The 15,530-nt window shown below is 42.0% G+C and carries 17 protein-coding genes, 1 tRNA gene and 1 pseudogene; 3 read left to right on the forward strand and 16 right to left on the reverse strand.

Annotated features, from left to right (window positions below; translation table 11 throughout):
- A pseudogene (locus BLT18_RS18020) lies at window positions 1–381 on the forward strand (transposase); the annotation flags it as partial.
- A gap of 118 nt (window positions 382–499) precedes the next feature.
- On the opposite strand, the gene BLT18_RS17250 reads toward BLT18_RS18020, so the two are convergent.
- The 10 genes from BLT18_RS17250 to mce form a co-directional block, all read right to left on the reverse strand.
- Entirely contained in the window at window positions 500–781 is a 282-nt protein-coding gene (locus BLT18_RS17250) for a hypothetical protein (RefSeq protein WP_091276850.1), read from the reverse strand.
- 354 nt (window positions 782–1,135) lie between these two features.
- Complete coding sequence (locus BLT18_RS17255) at window positions 1,136–1,576, reverse strand: YaaR family protein (RefSeq protein WP_091276881.1); 441 nt, start codon at window positions 1,574–1,576, stop codon at window positions 1,136–1,138.
- A 62-nt stretch (window positions 1,577–1,638) separates the two neighbouring features.
- The gene (locus BLT18_RS17260; RefSeq protein ID WP_091276852.1) at window positions 1,639–2,973 is read right to left on the reverse strand and encodes a flagellin N-terminal helical domain-containing protein; all 1,335 of its coding nucleotides are present in this window, start codon (window positions 2,971–2,973) and stop codon (window positions 1,639–1,641) included.
- A gap of 14 nt (window positions 2,974–2,987) precedes the next feature.
- Entirely contained in the window at window positions 2,988–3,413 is a 426-nt protein-coding gene (fliS, locus tag BLT18_RS17265) for a flagellar export chaperone FliS (RefSeq protein WP_091276855.1), read from the reverse strand.
- Window positions 3,414–3,447: 34 nt separating this feature from the next.
- Window positions 3,448–3,744 (reverse strand): EscU/YscU/HrcU family type III secretion system export apparatus switch protein, encoded by a 297-nt coding sequence (locus BLT18_RS17270; RefSeq protein WP_091276857.1) that lies wholly within the window; start codon window positions 3,742–3,744, stop codon window positions 3,448–3,450.
- Window positions 3,741–6,497 carry a sbcc family protein gene (locus tag BLT18_RS17275; protein WP_091276859.1) on the reverse strand — a complete coding sequence of 919 codons (2,757 nt, stop codon included), beginning with the start codon at window positions 6,495–6,497 and terminating at the stop codon, window positions 3,741–3,743. The genes BLT18_RS17270 and BLT18_RS17275 overlap by 4 nt, the downstream gene beginning before the upstream one ends.
- 427 nt (window positions 6,498–6,924) lie before the next feature.
- The gene (locus BLT18_RS17280; RefSeq protein WP_091276862.1) at window positions 6,925–7,209 is read right to left on the reverse strand and encodes a hypothetical protein; all 285 of its coding nucleotides are present in this window, start codon (window positions 7,207–7,209) and stop codon (window positions 6,925–6,927) included.
- 378 nt (window positions 7,210–7,587) lie between these two features.
- Window positions 7,588–8,775 (reverse strand): DNA polymerase IV, encoded by a 1,188-nt coding sequence (locus tag BLT18_RS17285; protein ID WP_245705317.1) that lies wholly within the window; start codon window positions 8,773–8,775, stop codon window positions 7,588–7,590.
- Window positions 8,776–8,815: 40 nt separating this feature from the next.
- Window positions 8,816–9,928 (reverse strand): M20/M25/M40 family metallo-hydrolase, encoded by a 1,113-nt coding sequence (locus BLT18_RS17290; protein WP_091276865.1) that lies wholly within the window; start codon window positions 9,926–9,928, stop codon window positions 8,816–8,818.
- Window positions 9,929–9,981: 53 nt separating this feature from the next.
- Complete coding sequence (gene mce, locus BLT18_RS17295; RefSeq protein ID WP_091276868.1) at window positions 9,982–10,392, reverse strand: methylmalonyl-CoA epimerase; 411 nt, start codon at window positions 10,390–10,392, stop codon at window positions 9,982–9,984.
- A gap of 153 nt (window positions 10,393–10,545) precedes the next feature.
- Here mce and prli42 point away from each other — a divergent pair, with 153 nt between their 5' ends.
- Window positions 10,546–10,638, forward strand: a complete 93-nt coding sequence (prli42, locus tag BLT18_RS18445) for a stressosome-associated protein Prli42 (RefSeq protein WP_175487585.1) — start codon at window positions 10,546–10,548, stop codon at window positions 10,636–10,638.
- Between the two features lie 168 nt (window positions 10,639–10,806).
- Here the strand turns inward: prli42 and BLT18_RS17300 are convergent, their stop codons facing one another.
- The 6 genes from BLT18_RS17300 to BLT18_RS17325 form a co-directional block, all read right to left on the reverse strand.
- Window positions 10,807–11,361, reverse strand: a complete 555-nt coding sequence (locus BLT18_RS17300; RefSeq protein ID WP_091276870.1) for a L,D-transpeptidase — start codon at window positions 11,359–11,361, stop codon at window positions 10,807–10,809.
- A gap of 29 nt (window positions 11,362–11,390) precedes the next feature.
- Window positions 11,391–12,410 carry an aromatic acid exporter family protein gene (locus BLT18_RS17305; protein WP_091276871.1) on the reverse strand — a complete coding sequence of 340 codons (1,020 nt, stop codon included), beginning with the start codon at window positions 12,408–12,410 and terminating at the stop codon, window positions 11,391–11,393.
- 110 nt (window positions 12,411–12,520) lie between these two features.
- Window positions 12,521–12,595 (reverse strand) — tRNA-Arg (locus tag BLT18_RS17310).
- Window positions 12,596–12,817: 222 nt separating this feature from the next.
- Window positions 12,818–13,192: a hypothetical protein gene (locus BLT18_RS17315; RefSeq protein ID WP_091276874.1), complete on the reverse strand. Its 375-nt coding sequence runs from the start codon at window positions 13,190–13,192 to the stop codon at window positions 12,818–12,820.
- Window positions 13,193–13,306: 114 nt separating this feature from the next.
- Window positions 13,307–13,732, reverse strand: coding sequence for a BrxA/BrxB family bacilliredoxin (locus BLT18_RS17320; RefSeq protein WP_091276877.1), 426 nt, complete (start codon window positions 13,730–13,732; stop codon window positions 13,307–13,309).
- A 92-nt stretch (window positions 13,733–13,824) separates the two neighbouring features.
- Window positions 13,825–14,820: a metal ABC transporter solute-binding protein, Zn/Mn family gene (locus BLT18_RS17325; protein WP_091276879.1), complete on the reverse strand. Its 996-nt coding sequence runs from the start codon at window positions 14,818–14,820 to the stop codon at window positions 13,825–13,827.
- A 530-nt stretch (window positions 14,821–15,350) separates the two neighbouring features.
- Here BLT18_RS17325 and BLT18_RS18495 point away from each other — a divergent pair.
- On the forward strand, window positions 15,351–15,530 hold a 180-nt coding region (locus BLT18_RS18495; protein ID WP_217635757.1), incomplete at its 3' end, for a hypothetical protein.

Raw genomic sequence — 15,530 nt, forward strand, 5'->3', positions numbered from 1 at the left:
AAAGTCACGTTCCGCCACTACCGCCGCCGTACAGACAAGTACGGATACACCTGGGACGTTAAAATCTAAGAATGTGAATTCTGTAATGGTTGCCCATTCAAAGCGGACTGCACCACCGCCAAAAGCAGCCGGAAAGTCTATTACAATCCGGTCTACGATGAAATCAAAGTCAAAGAAGCAATCAAACTGCAAAGCGAATTCGGACGAACACTCTACGCGCACCGAAAAACGGACGTGGAGAGTGTATTTGGTCATGTTAAACAGAATCGTGGTTTTCAGCGATTCCACCTGAGAGGGCAGGAAAAAGTTCAGGTGGAGTTCGGCTGGGCAGCTCTCGCTCACAACATACGGAGGATAACGATGAAACGCCGCAAAAAGAAATCAGCTGCATAAGCTGGTTATAAAAAAATACCATGGTCACCATCTGGAGGGATGGCGTCCATGGTATTTTACGTGAAGGGCTTTTGATACTGACCCTTCTATTTATCCTATGATAAGGCTAGACAAATATTTCTTTGTGTTCTAGCTTTACTTGTTCGAGTAATGCATCTATCGAAGAGAATTGATGAAGGTCATATGTCTCTACCGCATACAAGGTGTCTTCATTCTTGCCGCGAAAGATATGAACCACTTCTTTGTTCTCTCCTTCTTTTACAGAAAAACGTCCATCTTCTTCAAAATGACACGTGCTGTGTTGAAACTTTTCGTACAACACTTGATAATTATTTTTTGTTTCATTTTCCAAATACACTCTAGCTTCTACCAAGTCATGTACGTTCACATGGACACTTCCTTATCTTTCATAATTTTATCAGTGCAGCGAGAGGAAAAAATCAACTAAACATGCGTCATTTCCATTAGTAGAGGCATCATCTCCCTTCCGCTCTTTGCACCATACGTATAATAGGACACATCCTGGCTTTATGCAAACCATCACAACCTTGTATATGCTCTGTGTAGTGCGTTTATGCTGTAAATGCAAGAGTGACCTTCGCACACATTTTATTTACGGAAACGTACGTAAAATGGAAGCGTATTCGGCTTCTGTTCAAGAAAAGCGCAGCAGCCTATCCTTTCCCGCCTGCTGAAAACCTGCACATATGTTTCAACATGCAAGTGCTGCTAGCACCTATTTTTAAGCGTAGAGGTTGACGAGCAATCCTTGTATTTCACCGACTTTGTCTAATATGTCCATCCCGCTTTTTTCCTTTTCCATCATCGCATGTGTTAAATCCAAGAGTTTTCGGTCCACTTCTTCGACAACTTTATACAATTTCGTTCTTCCGCGCCGGTTAAAACCGCGTTTTTCCTCTAGTGATAAGCCATGATCGATGGCTTCTTGCATGAAGTCTTTCACTAGTTGCTTGTATTTGCGGAACTCTTCGACCGTACGGTTTTCCGTAAGCACCTTGCCTTGATCATCAATCTTTTTAAGCATCTGCGTAAAGCGCTCATACGCTTTTTCCTGTCGCCTTTGATCCATGATTTCAGTGAATGAAACGCTTGTTTTCGGTGCATCTTTTTGTTTTGCAGCAGGGGGATGCATACCTGTTTGCATTACTTTTTGTATGTCCATGTTATTCACGACCTTTTGTTTCATTTATCATTGCTGCTCTCGCCTCTTTCCCTTCGCGTTCGTTACTGCAAGAGCTGAAGCACGCCTTGCGGCAGTTGATTTGCTTGTGCAAGCATTGCGGTTGCTGATTGATGAATAATATTATTTTTCGTAAATGCTGTCATCTCTTCTGCCATATCGGCATCGCGTATTCTTGATTCGGAGGCAGTAAGGTTTTCATGTGTTACTTGCAGGTTCCCTATCGTATGTTCAAGCCGGTTTTGCACCGCGCCGAGCTCTGCTCGCGCACTAGAAACCTGATTAATGGCATGATCCAATGCCGTCATTGCTTCACTCGCCCCGGCGTGCGTTGACACATCGACCGCAGCAACACCCAGCTCATTTGCATCAAGTTGAGGAATATCCACCATCACTTGCTGGCCGGTGTTCGGGCCAATTTGGAAAGCGAGTGCATTGTTAATTACTTCAAAGGAACTCTTTTTAGTTTCATTGACACTTAGTCCGTTACTATCCCATGCAAATTCAAAGTCTCCAAGCTCTAACTTTCCTTCCTCTGTCTGCACATTAGGGGCTTTATCAATTTCTTCCCCTTCCAGTGTTAAAGTAAATGTCCCTTCGGCTTCTACACGAAAATCTGTCTTTCCCTCGGTAAGATTGCCAGCATCATCAAATGTAAAACCAGCAACGGTGAATTTCTCATCTAAGACGTCTGTGCTTTCTATCTCCTTTCCACTATTATCATAAATCGTTACCGACTTCGAATCATCCTGGTTTTCTTCTACTTCGATGCTGTATGTTCCAAGGCTTTTTCCACTCTCTACTTCGATCTCCCCGTCAAATACTGCCTCCCCCCCAACAATGACGTCTTCTGCATCAGCTGTAATGGTGTAGTCACCATCCTCCACTGCTGCATCTAAAGGGCGCGGTGCTTTCACCAAGCCAGTTTCATTTGCTTCATCTAACTCAGTATATACCGCACTAGAACCGTCTAACAGTTTTTTCGTATTAAACTCTGTTTTATCAGAAATGCTGTTAATTTCTTTTGTTAATTCCGTCATTTCTTTTTGGAGCTGTTCACGGTCATATTCCGTATTGGAGTCGTTGGAAGCTTGAACAGCCAATTCTCTCATACGCTGCAGCATCGAATGAATTTCCTGCATCGCTCCTTCTGATGTTTGTATTAATGAAATTCCGTCCATTGAATTGCGCTCTGACTGCTTCAATCCTCGAATTTGTGAACGCATTTTTTCTGAAATGGCAAGACCCGCCGCATCATCTGATGCACGGTTAATGCGCAGACCAGAGGATAATTTCTCTAAGTTTTTTGACAGCTGCGTTTGGTTGTGATTTAAATTTCGATAGGCATTTAACGCTTGAATGTTATTATTAATTTTCACGCGTAACGCTCCTTCTATTTATATTCATAGCGGGCAAACTGCTCATAAGCGGCACGTTTTTTCGCTTGTATCGCCGGCTGATGGTTTTTCTGTGTTTGCATTGCTTGCTGCCACGCTGTTTGAAGTTCTTGCAAGATATGAAGCACCCGCTGTGCTTTATCTATGCTTTTTTCGATGTTGGCCTCTATTAACAGGCCGCGCATGTAAGTGTATAAGGCATCGAGCTGATCAGCGATAATGCCTGCTGCATCATTTAAGCCCACTCCTAATCGTTCTAAAATATCAATTGAACGCTGAAATTTTTGATTGGCTTCCATGTACTGCTTAGTTGTGATACTGTCGAGCGCTTGTTGGATATTCTGCTCGCACGCTTCATACAAAAGCATCGTCAGTTCCTGCGACGTTTTTTGCTGAAGCATTTCTTCTGATAAAAAGCTCATTGCGTTCTCCTCTTTTCTATACGACACAGCCGCTTTATTCGTATTGCTTTTCCATTTCCTCAATAAACAATAAAATTTCTGCAATCACCGAGTACAGTTGCGGCGGCACGTTTTCACCTAAGTCCATATCAAGCAAATGCTCCAGCAGGCCCGGATCTTGCTGCATATAAATATTATTTTCTTCAGCCAAGGACAAAATCTGCTGTGCTACTTCGCCAGAACCATGTGCGGTCACTCGCGGAGCTTCTTTGTCATCATACTTTACTACAGCTGCAGACGGACCGTTTTTCAGCTTGCGCGCTTTGTGATTATAGTAGTTGGACGTTATCATACTTTAAAATCAAACCCTTTCTCAGAATATAAAGGCGCCGATACCGCATCCGGTTCTGTCGGGAGCTTTTCTTCTGTTTCGTTTGAGTCGTGGAGAGGCTGATAAGAAATGTTTGAAATATTGTATCCTAACCCGCTTAACGCCTCTGTCGTTTTGTCGACAAGCGGGCTCATTGCTTCGGCAAACCCGTCGCTGTCATTTTTCACCGTCACGGAGAGCTGTCTGTCGGCTGCTTGAACCATAATACCTGTCTCTCCTAAAACAGGCGTCTCAATGAAAAAATATAAGCTGCAATTTTCCCAGTCGAGCTGGCTGCCTTCTTGCCTGGATTGTACATACACTTGCAGCTGTTCCATGTCATCTTTTACAGGCACTGGCAGATTAAACAATAAATGCTGCAAGCTGCCATTATCTGTTTTGCTTAACAGCTGCTGGCCGGTAAGATTCGATAATGCCTGGTTCACAGAAGACAGCCCTTTCAAGGCTCCATCCTCTTTTTTCATAAGCTGCAGCAGTACTTCTTTTAGATTCTGCTGCGGGGTGTGCTGCTGTGATGATGAATCCTTGCTGCTAGAAGCAAGCATTTGTCCTATTTCGCTTTCACGATTAAGTCCGAGACTGCGAACCAGCTCAAATACTTGGCGTGCAGACGGATCTTGCATCACAGCTCGAGACTGCTCAGCCACTGGCATCTGTAACCATTTTGCCGGCCTTTCTGATGAAAGTATATCGCTGGTCACAAAGTGCTTTACTTTTTGTTCTGCTGGGGCAAATGTCATCTTCTGTAATGACTCCTGTACGTTTTTCACGACTTTTACTGATTCGTTGATTTGACCTTTATCAAGCAAGTGCTTAGCTTCTTTCAGATAGGAACTTGTTTGCAGAAGCTGCCTTTCTGTTTTCATATCTGTAAATAACGTGACATCACTTCGTAAAATAGCTCGATCTAAATGTTTAATCGCAGCTTCAACGATTTGTTTGGCCGTCGGAGTTGACTGCTTGTCCTGTTGAACCAGTTTGACTACTTGATCTATTTGTTTCAACACATCTTGCTTCATAGATTTAAATTGCTCTGTGACAGCTGCCAACTTCTCCGTAATTCTTGTCTCAAGCAGCTGCTTGGAGGATATCGGCATTGCTTCGTTCACTTGATAAGCGCTTTCGGCGCTGTTTTGTTTGCTCGCTTCTAATCCATTGGTCACTTCGTCTAATAGAGAGAAAATGTGCTGCCTTGCGCTGAGTTCTTTCCCCTGTTTCGCCAGCGCTTCCGCTGTATCCAGCTTTGCAGCAGCTTGTGTGGAATCTTCTTTAAAAAGCGCAGGCACTGCATCTTGTCTGACCTGTTCAAGTATGTGAAACACATTAGGTTCTTTTTGAACTTGATGTTTGAATGCATTAACCATTGTAGAAAGGTTTGCGCTTTTTGGCTGCTCTTCTTGCAGAAAAGCATTCTGTGCGAGCGACTGCTCCAAGTGCTTTCTTGCAGCTGCTGCATATTTTTCTGACTGCCGCAAAAGCTCTGTGATTTTATCTCTTCCTTCTTGAGAAATGCCTGCTTGGCTTAACAGCTGGCCTCTTGTTTGCTTCGTCATTTTCTGCAGCAAGTCATGAATGGCTTGCTGAGAAAGCTCACGTCCTCCAGTCAGCTTTTGAAGAAGGTGTGCTGCTTGTTCACGCTGCTTTCCTCCAGCGTTCGCAAGCGCCTGTACTTCACGAAGCAGCTGGCGTAATGATGCCTCTTGTTCTTTTGTGATATGTTGGCTCTTCAACTCTTGTTCGACACGTTCTACGGCCTCTTGCACCGATCTTGTTTGCTTTACTTGCTCAAGTACTGTGCTGTGTGCATCTTGTATGGCTTGGTAGTGACTAGCTTGTCTTGCCCCTGTCTCAACGGACTTCAACACATCATCTAACACTTGTTTTGCTTCGTTTGTTTTTCCGCTTTGCAGCAAACTTTCCGCTCGCTGTAACCTGCTTTCTGTTTCCGCTCGCTGTGCCGGGGTTAATTGCGGGTGATGGCGGAGTTCTGTTTTCATATTTTCGAGAACGTTTTGCGGGTTTTTGGCCGTTTGCAGTTCGCGTTGCAGCCGTGAAGCCACTTCTTCTACTCGCTGCAACGCTCCGTTTATTCCTCGTTTTACTGCCTCGTTTACCTGTTCATCTGACAATAACCAGCTACTATCCCGTACAGAAGCAGCAGCTGAATTGTTCATAAAACGTACGGCACTTTTACTATGTAAACTTTCATGGATATGCTTTAAATTGTTCTCCGTTATATCTATGTTTTTTGTGGCAGCTGCCTGTAGTGTTTGCAATTTTTGCTCTTTCGTACCATTCGCTGTGTTTAGAAACGTTTCCATCGATGACACAGCTGTTTTTGTCACCGCGCGGCCATGATCTAACAGTGCGGCTACGCCTTTTTTTAACGTGCGAGAAGGCTGATCTGCACCAAAATGATCTAGTGTAAGCGAAACAGAATTTGCTTTTTGCTGCGGCTGAGACTTATCACTTTGATGATGCAGCGGCCGAACGACTACCTGCTCTTGATTTTTCTCTACGATTTGAAAAGCGATGTTGTTGTGTGCAGGCATCAACCCTTGAAAAGTTGCACGTATTTTTTTGTGCTGGAATCCTAATGTCGCTTGATTGTTTCCTTCTCGTGCCAAAATTGTTGCACGATACACAGCGCCTTCACGCAAAGGATGTGAAGAATCAGCTGGCTGCTTTGTTATAGCTTGATTAAACACTTTCATGCCGTAGCCTCCGATATGTTTTCACTCTATCCAGAATATCGGTAGTTTTGCCACAATGTTTATATGACTTCTGCCCTAAAATGAGGTCCTGTCTCACATGTTGGAAAAGTTCATGCCCCACCGCTGATAGAAGCAGGCAGAACACCGGCAGGAATAGCAGCTGAAGTTCCAACCAGCCGGAAAAAGAGGAATGATTATAACACAAAACCTAAAAAAGCAAGCACACGTTTTGTAAGTAGTTCGGTTCAGAGGTAGAAAAACCAAATTAACAAGCAAATTAACTGGATAAATCGCATAAATTTAGACAACAAAATTGCACAAGAAAACGCAGAGGTTTTAACATCCCTCTGCGTTTTCTATATTCTAATGACCTTTTCTTCAACTAACGCACCCGTTAGTTATACATAAAGACTGACACAATAAGTCATTATTTCTTACGTTTCCGTTCTAAAAATATGGGTGCTATATTTAGTAAGATAGAAACAATTGTCAAAAACCAAAATGCCCTTGCCATACCAGGTATTACATCCGATAAAGCCGCCCAATCTTCCGCTTTTACCCACCGAGTTAGATAACTATAATCTGCACAAATTGTTAATGCTGTAAATGATAATGCCATCGCCATAGCAAGCTTATAATCCTTTCCTGCTTTATACATATAAAGATTTATAAAAGTTGTTACTATTGCAATAACCCCAAATATTACCCACATAACTAGACCTCCATATATTTTTATTTATGTCGTGTAATGCTAACCTGCATCGTTAGTTTAATAACATTCTTTCACAATCTCTATATCTACATTTTACCTTAAAACTTTATTCACCTCTGATATACCTATAATCAGTTATATAATTACCATTGGTTTTGACCTTGTTTTTAGCACACATTTGACTTGTGAACAATATCTATTGTCCACTTGTTAAAACCTATGCTGAAACCGTTGCTATTTTCAATGTTAAATCATAGTAGTGATTGTCATATCAATAAAAATAAACAAGCGAATTACTATGCGAATTCGCTTGTTAAAATACTTGTTTTTTATATTTTCTACTTCACAACCGTACTACTTACACGTTTTGCACGCTGCTTACTTTTTTGTCAATAATCCTTTTGAAATAATATGTTCTCCATATTTATCTGTTAAATGAGATACCGTTTGTGATAATTCTGCTTCTTTTTCGTCTTTTTGGTAGGAAAACAAGTCTAATTGTTTATAAGCTTGGTCAACTGGCACTACGTGGAGTGCTGTCACCCCTAATAAGCGCACTGGCTTGCCGCTCCAGTGTTCATGTAATAATACCTTGGCTTGTTCTTTCATTTCTTTTGCTGTAAAAAGCGGATTGGCATTGGTTTTACTGCGAGTAATTGTTTTGCGGTCGTTGTATCGAATCGTCAACTGAATCGTCCACGACGTAACCTGTTTTCGTTTCATTCTCATTTCTACTTTTTCCGATAACTTTTCTAACGTCATCATGAGCGCTTCGGGATTATCTTCATCGTGCTCAAGCGTTGTCGAGTTTCCAACGCTTTTAATCTCATTAGCAGCGTCTGGATCCACAAGACGTTCATCGATACCATTAGCCCGCTCGTTCCACTTGCGTCCTTTCACACCAAAACGCTGCTGCAAAGAAACGGGAGAAAATCTAGCTAAATCGCCAATGCTGTGAATATTCCACTTCTTTAATTTGTCAGCAGTTTTTTGGCCGATACCATGCATTTCTTCAATTGGCAGCGGCCACAACTTCTGAGCTGCATCTCTTTTCCTAAGAATGGTGATACCTAGCGGCTTTTTCATATCACTTGCCATTTTTGCCAAAAATTTATTGGGAGCTATGCCAATGCTGGCAGGCAATCCTAATTCTCTTTCCAAACGGCGCATGATATGGTTTGCTTCTGCAACGGTACTTCCTTGTTTAAAAGGAAGCGTCATATCCATATAGCCTTCATCAATAGAAACGGGTTCCACTAAATCGGTGTACTCTTGCAATAACTGAAACATATCACTGGATACTTTCCGATATTTATCAAAATCAGGAGGACGGACAATTAAATCTGGACACTTTTTTCTTGCTTCCCACACAGGCATCGTTGTTTTCACACCGTATGCACGTGCTTCATAGCTCGATGTGACAACAATCCCCCTTCTTTCTTTGGGATCACCTGCAATAGCTAATGGCTTGCCTTTCAAGGAAGAATCATACACTCTTTCCACAGAGGCATAAAAGCTATTCATGTCGACATGAAAAATAACTCTTCCTTTCCAGTTGTGTCCCACTACAGCTCCCTACTTTCTCTTAGATTGTTGCTGATTGGTATTATGAAGCTCCGTCAATAATCGCTGTCGTCATCTCTGCCAGCTTCACTAATTCTTTCACCGGCATTTTTTCGCTGGTTGTATGAATATCTTCATAACCTACTGCCAGATTGACTGTTGGAATGCCGTAACCACTAATAATATTGGCGTCACTGCCTCCGCCACTTCTTAACAGCTGTGGTGTTCTGCCAATTTTTTCTGCTGCTGTCACCGCTTGCTGTACCACATGATCTGTGTCAGCCAGTTTGTAACCAGGGTACATAACAGATACATCTACTTCTGCTTCCGCTCCCATCTCTTTGGCCGTTTCTTTAAACGCCCGCTCCATCTTCTGTACCTGCTCGTCCATCTTCTCTTTAACTAAAGATCTTGCTTCAGCCAGAATATACACTTCATCACAAACAATGTTGGTTTGTGATCCGCCTTCAAAACGGCCGATGTTTGCCGTCGTCTCGTCGTCGATTCGGCCGAGCGGCATTTTCGATATTGCTTTTGCTGCAACCGTAATGGCCGAAACACCTTTTTCTGGAGCCACACCGGCATGGGCTGTTTTCCCTTTTACCTTCACTTCTATTTTGGATTGAGTTGGCGCTGCTACAATTAAGTTGCCTACTTCTCCATCGCTGTCTAATGCATAGCCATAGTCAGCTTTTAGTAAACTTTCATCCAATGCTTTTGCACCGACAAGCCCTGATTCTTCTCCAACAGTAATGACAAACTGCACCGTTGAATGCGGAAGATTATTTTCTTGAATTGCTCGTATACTCTCGAGCATAACAGCAATGCCAGCCTTGTCATCTGCTCCTAAAATTGTGGTTTTATCTGTCTGAATGTATCCATCTTTTATGAACGGCTGAATACCTTTGCCAGGTACAACCGTATCCATATGGGAAGTAAAATAAATCGTATCGCCATTGGCAGTGCCTTCCCACGTACAGATCAAGTTGCCAGCTTCATGTTCTGTCGTCTTGTGTGCATCATCTTCTTCTACGTGCAGTCCTAAATCAGTAAATTTTTGTTTTAAAACAGTAGAAATTTGTTTTTCATGCTTTGTTTCTGAGTCGATTTGTACTAATTCGATAAATTCGTTTACCAGTCGTTCCTCGTTTATCATCGTATCCTCCTGTGTTCTGCTGAATCTTTTCCTACTAACAGCTTACCACGTTATTACTTTCTTTCACAAAGCTCATACAGCACTCTTCCGGCAGAAGACGGATGCAAAAAAGCAACGTCTGCTCCACCAGCTCCTTTGTACGGCTTGTCATTAATCGTTTTAATGCCGTCTTGCTTGATTTCTTCAAGACGTTTTTCAATGTTTGTCACACCAAGAGCAACATGGTGTATTCCTTCTCCTCTTTTATCAATAAAAGCAGCAATTGGACTGTCATCAGCAAGTGGTTCGAGCAGCTCCAGCTTCGTCGCCCCGACAGCAATAAAAGCTACTTTTACTTTTTGTGACTCCACCGTTTCGGTTTGAAGGAGTTCTAATCCAAGCACGTTTTCATAAAAAGGCAAATGTTCATGAATTGACTTCACGGCAATGCCTATATGGTCTACTTTTTCAGGTGGTTGTTTCATATGCATCCCTCGCCTTTATGTATTTTTGGTTTGTTTTATTATTTCGATACGGCGAGAGTTTTTCCTTTTCTATCGACGACATTCACGGTTGAGTATTATAGATTTGCCCCGTAAAATGGTAGATAACGATACTAACTCGCGGAGGGAAAAGCGATGCCAAAAAAGTTCCAAAAGACGATTATTTATATTATGATTATTACACTCGTAGCAGGAAGTGTGTTAACAGGCGCAGCGACACTCTTTTAACCATTACCTCAAAAAGCCCTCATGCCGAGGGCTTTTTCATGTACAGTGCTTTTTGTTTGTACTCTGCATCATCCGCTGTCATTCGATTATCTTATACTTGAATGCAACATTTCCCAAAGATTATATGCCTTTCTCCCGGCTCCATCTCGTTTCAAGGAACGCATCTTTCTAAAGTGTATCTAAGTCCTTTTCTAAGTAATAAGGTTTTTTCCCGTAATAAAGTCCTCTCTCAGCAGCTATTTGTGCAAGAGAGCGGCCGCTTTGTTCAATCCATACTTTAGTGCCAATCTCCACTTGATCAAACAGTTCATTCACTTCTTCATTTTTCATGCGAATGCAGCCATTCGATATATAGCGTCCAATTGACTCCGGTCGATTCGTACCATGAATACCATAGATTCTGCCATTGGTATTGTCTGCATCAAACCCAATCCATCTGCTTCCTAATGGGTTTTTCGGATCGCCTCCTTTAATATTTAATTTACGGTAATAAGGGCGGATCGCTTTTACTGTAACCGTAAACTCTCCTTCTGGTGTCAACTCTTCTGTCTTGCCTGTTGCCACATGATATACATACGCAAGCTCACCATTTTCTACATACCCGAGCTGATTGATTTGTTTATTAATAATAATATAAGGATCTCCTGACTCTGGAACTGGATTTAACGGCCACAGCACCGATTGTATAAAGATAGAAAGGATAAGTGGAACATGTATATTCATGTCAAAACGCCCCTTACTAGGATGGAGTTTTAATTAGTATTTCTCTTGTGCGAATCTCTATTCAACCGCTTGCCGGAAATAGTACGGGTGCGTTTTGGATCTGGTTTAAACATTTTTTTAATAAGCAAATACTCTTCTAGCTCATGAAGAATGTAAAATAAGGACGAACGAACCTCAAACTCCGTTCGTGAAGACGGCAGTTTCATTTCCTTCATTTCATCTCTTAATTCATCTAAACGCATCAAGTAATATCCTGCTGTGTTTCCCGGCGTGACTGCTTGACTGAGTTCGTCCATATAAACAGCGATTTTTTCGCCTTGAACCACCGTTCGGTCTAACGTTGATATAAATGGCAGAATACGTTCTATTATGTCAAGCTGTTTTTCTCTCATCTTAAAATAGTGGTAAAAGTAATCATCATGACGCAGAAAATGATTATCAACATTTTTTAAAGCTAGACTTTTTCCTTCTTCAATAAAAGAAGACGCAACCGCAATTTCCCTTCCATCCCAAGACGTATCGCCATCACGTAAGTAACGTGAATATTCCCTCCAAATCTTTTCAAAACACTCTTCTAGCTTCACCTGTTTCAAAATTAACGGCTTCTCAGCACTGGGCATGTACATATTCATGATTAACGCCACGCCCACCCCGATAACAATTAATAATACCTCATTCACCCATATAGACACCGAAACCGTTTCGTACATATATAAATGAAGCATGATGACAACACTGGTAACAATGCCTTTTTTTACGCCAACCGCAACTGCCGTGGGAATAAATAACAAAAATATAACTGCAATAGACACCGGATGATAACCAATCACTTCAAACAGAATGCTCGCATATCCCAAACCAATCAGACACGCCACAAAACGCTCCCATGAAGCACGCAGTGATTCTTTTTTCGTCACAGAAATACAAAGAACGGCAATAATACCAGCTGAGACAAAAAACTCCAGTTCTAACAGCTCAGCGATAAAAATAGCCAGCGCTGCACCTATAGCTGTTTTAATCGTTCGATACCCAATTCTCCACCTCGGCATAATACACTCCTTCAACATCAGCTGACTTTTTGCTGTTTTTATTATACGCTGAATAAACAGCCAATAAAAAAACTGCACATGAACATGTGCAGTTTGCGTATGTAAGTATGTGGCGCGCCTACCAGGATTCGAACCTGGAATACGAGAACCGGAATCTCGCGTGATATCCATTTCACCATAGGCGCTCATCTAATTTTTAACGACAACGTTCATTTTATCGCTTATGTTAAATGATGTCAACCGCTATTCATATTTTTTGCGCACGATTTTACATAGAGAGCTTGGCTTACCGCCACGTCTTTTTTGTGGAAAAAACTTTTATTTTCTTACACGTTAACCTTTTCACAAAGTGACATATTCCTAAATCGCAAAGAAATCAAAAGGCGGCCGCTTTATTCAGCCGCTCTTTACTCGACTTGTTCTTTTTCTCCTTCGGCTAACATTTTTTCAAACTCCTCACTAATCTCATCATGTGTATATCCAATGTCGTGAAGACGTTTCGTAAAATGCTGGGCATAAACTTTCGTACGGCTGGCCATTTTTTTATACTTTTTTGATTCAGACGGACGCTTGGTCGCTGCTGTCCGGTTTTCCGCATTAGACATAATGCTCTCTACGATAAATAAGCCTTTCCATATGCTTGCTTCGTCAAACTCAGCAGCATGCTGGTCAAAGTATGTAATTACATCTTGATAATAGCCTTTGAATTCTTTAAAATCAATTTCTTCATCCATGTTTAAATAATGCTGTACTTGGTTGTATAGTTCTTCTAACGTAGCCATTACTTTCCGTCCTTTGCATGATTTTTTTGTATTATAGCACAAATTCTATGCTTTCTACCAGCTTTTCTAAAACAAAAACCGCCAGCAACCTCTTGTTGATGGCGGTAACATCGTTTACTCGCAGTATTGGTCAAATGCTTTTTCTAATTTTTGGACCACCTCAATCGGTTCATGCCCTTCAATATCATGGCGTTCTACCATTTCTTGAATGTCCCCATCTTTAACAAGCGCAAATGATGGAGAAGAAGGCGGGTAACCAGTGAAATAAGAGCGTGCTTTTTCTGTTGCTTCTTTATCTTGCCCTGCAAAAACCGTCACAAAACGATCTGGTTTTTTATCATAATTACGCATATAAGCTGCTGCTGGACGCGCAATACCGCCAGCACATCCGCAAACAGAGTTTACCATTACTAACGTTGTGCCTTCTTTACCCAGCACCTCTTCTACTTCCTCTGGTGTACTCAGTGATTCGTAACCAGCTTCTTCCATTTCTTGCCTTGCCGTTTGAACGACATCATTTATCATAAAGTTGAAATCCATAAATTCTTTCCACCCTTTCTTTTCCTATTTGCTTTCATTGTACCGAAAAACTGGAAAGGACAGCAAGTTTCTTGTCTTTTCTTATATGAGTACTATTGCAAAGCTTCCGCTAAATGATTAATATTTTGTTCCATTAAACGAAAATAGTTTTCATTGTTTTCGATATCCTCTTCAGTCAGAGACTCTAAGTTATGCAAATAAAGCGCTTCTGCTCCTATTTCATCCTGCACAACTTCAGCAATTTTGGAGGAGATATTTTGTTCTAACATCACATGCTGCACCTCATAATCCTGTGCTAACTGGATAATCTGCTGCAGCTGCTTTTGTGACGGCTCATTGGATGGAGACAAACCGGTCATGCCAATTTGATGTAATTGATACCTGCTTTCCCAATACCCATACCCTGCATGAGAAACGAGAAACGTATCCCGGTTGGCACTTGCCGCCATTTGTTTGAAATTCTCGTGAAGAGCTTCTAAGTCACTTTTTAATTGTTGAAAGTTTTCTTCAAAATACTGCTTCTTATCAGGACGCAATTCAATCAATGCTGTTTTGATATTTTCTGCTGCTTCTATCGCCAATAAGGGGTCGAGCCACACATGCGGGTCCACATCAGAATGAGCATGGCTGTCAGTATCCGCTTCAGCCTCATCACCATGATGATGCCCTTCAACATCTTCCGCGTGACTATGTTCTCTTTGTGTTTGCAGCGTCATATTCTCTGTCACTTCCAGTGTCGTCACACCTTCTTGCTCAGCAGTATCTTTAACTGCCTGTGAAAAACCGTCTACTCCAGCACCATTATAAATAAAAACGTCTCCTTCTGCGACGCGAATCATCGTTTTGGCTGTCGGCTCAAAACTATGCACATCGCTTCCAGCCGGTACTAAATTTTCTACTTCGACTTCATCTTGGCCGATTCTTTCCGTAAATTCCTGCCACGGATACAAGGTTGTATAAATATGAAGAGGCGTTTCCTCTTCTCCATTTTTCTCTTGACTCGTTTGTGTTTGATCTTGATTTCCTCCGCAAGCTGTAAGCGTCAGCATCATCATAAAAAGCACAAACGATAAACGCCCGATAGACATCAGCTTTCTCCTCTCATTATAATCACATTTTATACAACGGATTCTATCGTAAAAGTTACGATTTGTAAACAAGAACCATTACGCTTTATATACAGATATGTATAATGCAAAGAAAAGCACAAGCGCCTTAAAAGGAGGAGGTTCGACTGCGGTGAAGGAACTTTTGTAAGGTGCTTCTGTAAGGTACTTCTACTAAGAACGCACACGTCCTGTGGCAACGCTGAACCGACCCACGTCGTGTGCACTTGAGTGAGCAGGCGCTTTTTCTGAACGATGAAAACGTCAAACTTTTATGTTTTCCTGTCTTTTAAAAAAAGGGCTGTGGTTTGGATGAACGTATACTCTATCGTATGAATGGCTCTTCAGATTCGCTTGCCGCGGGCAAGGCTTCAGCTAACCGACGGAAGACCGCCGTCGGTGGATCTTCAGCTCTTGCTTCGACGCACAGGACGTGCTAGTGTCGGCGTTAGCCACACGATGTGGCTGGTCTTAGCCGACGCCCCGCAGGCGTCTCACCTGATCGCCTTTCAATGATGGGAATGAAAAATACTCCAACATTCTTTTTTTATGCCAAACACACAAAAAAATCGCCTCTTTATACGGAAGGTGGCGGGGGTGAAACGCCGCAAAAAGAAACCAGCTGCATAAGCTGGCTTTTAAAAAATACCATGGTCACCATCTGGAGGGATGGCGTCCATGGTATTTTACGT

It is taken from the genome of Alteribacillus persepolensis, from assembly GCF_900099605.1.
In the GTDB taxonomy this organism is placed as follows: Bacteria; Bacillota; Bacilli; order Bacillales; family Marinococcaceae; genus Alteribacillus; species Alteribacillus persepolensis.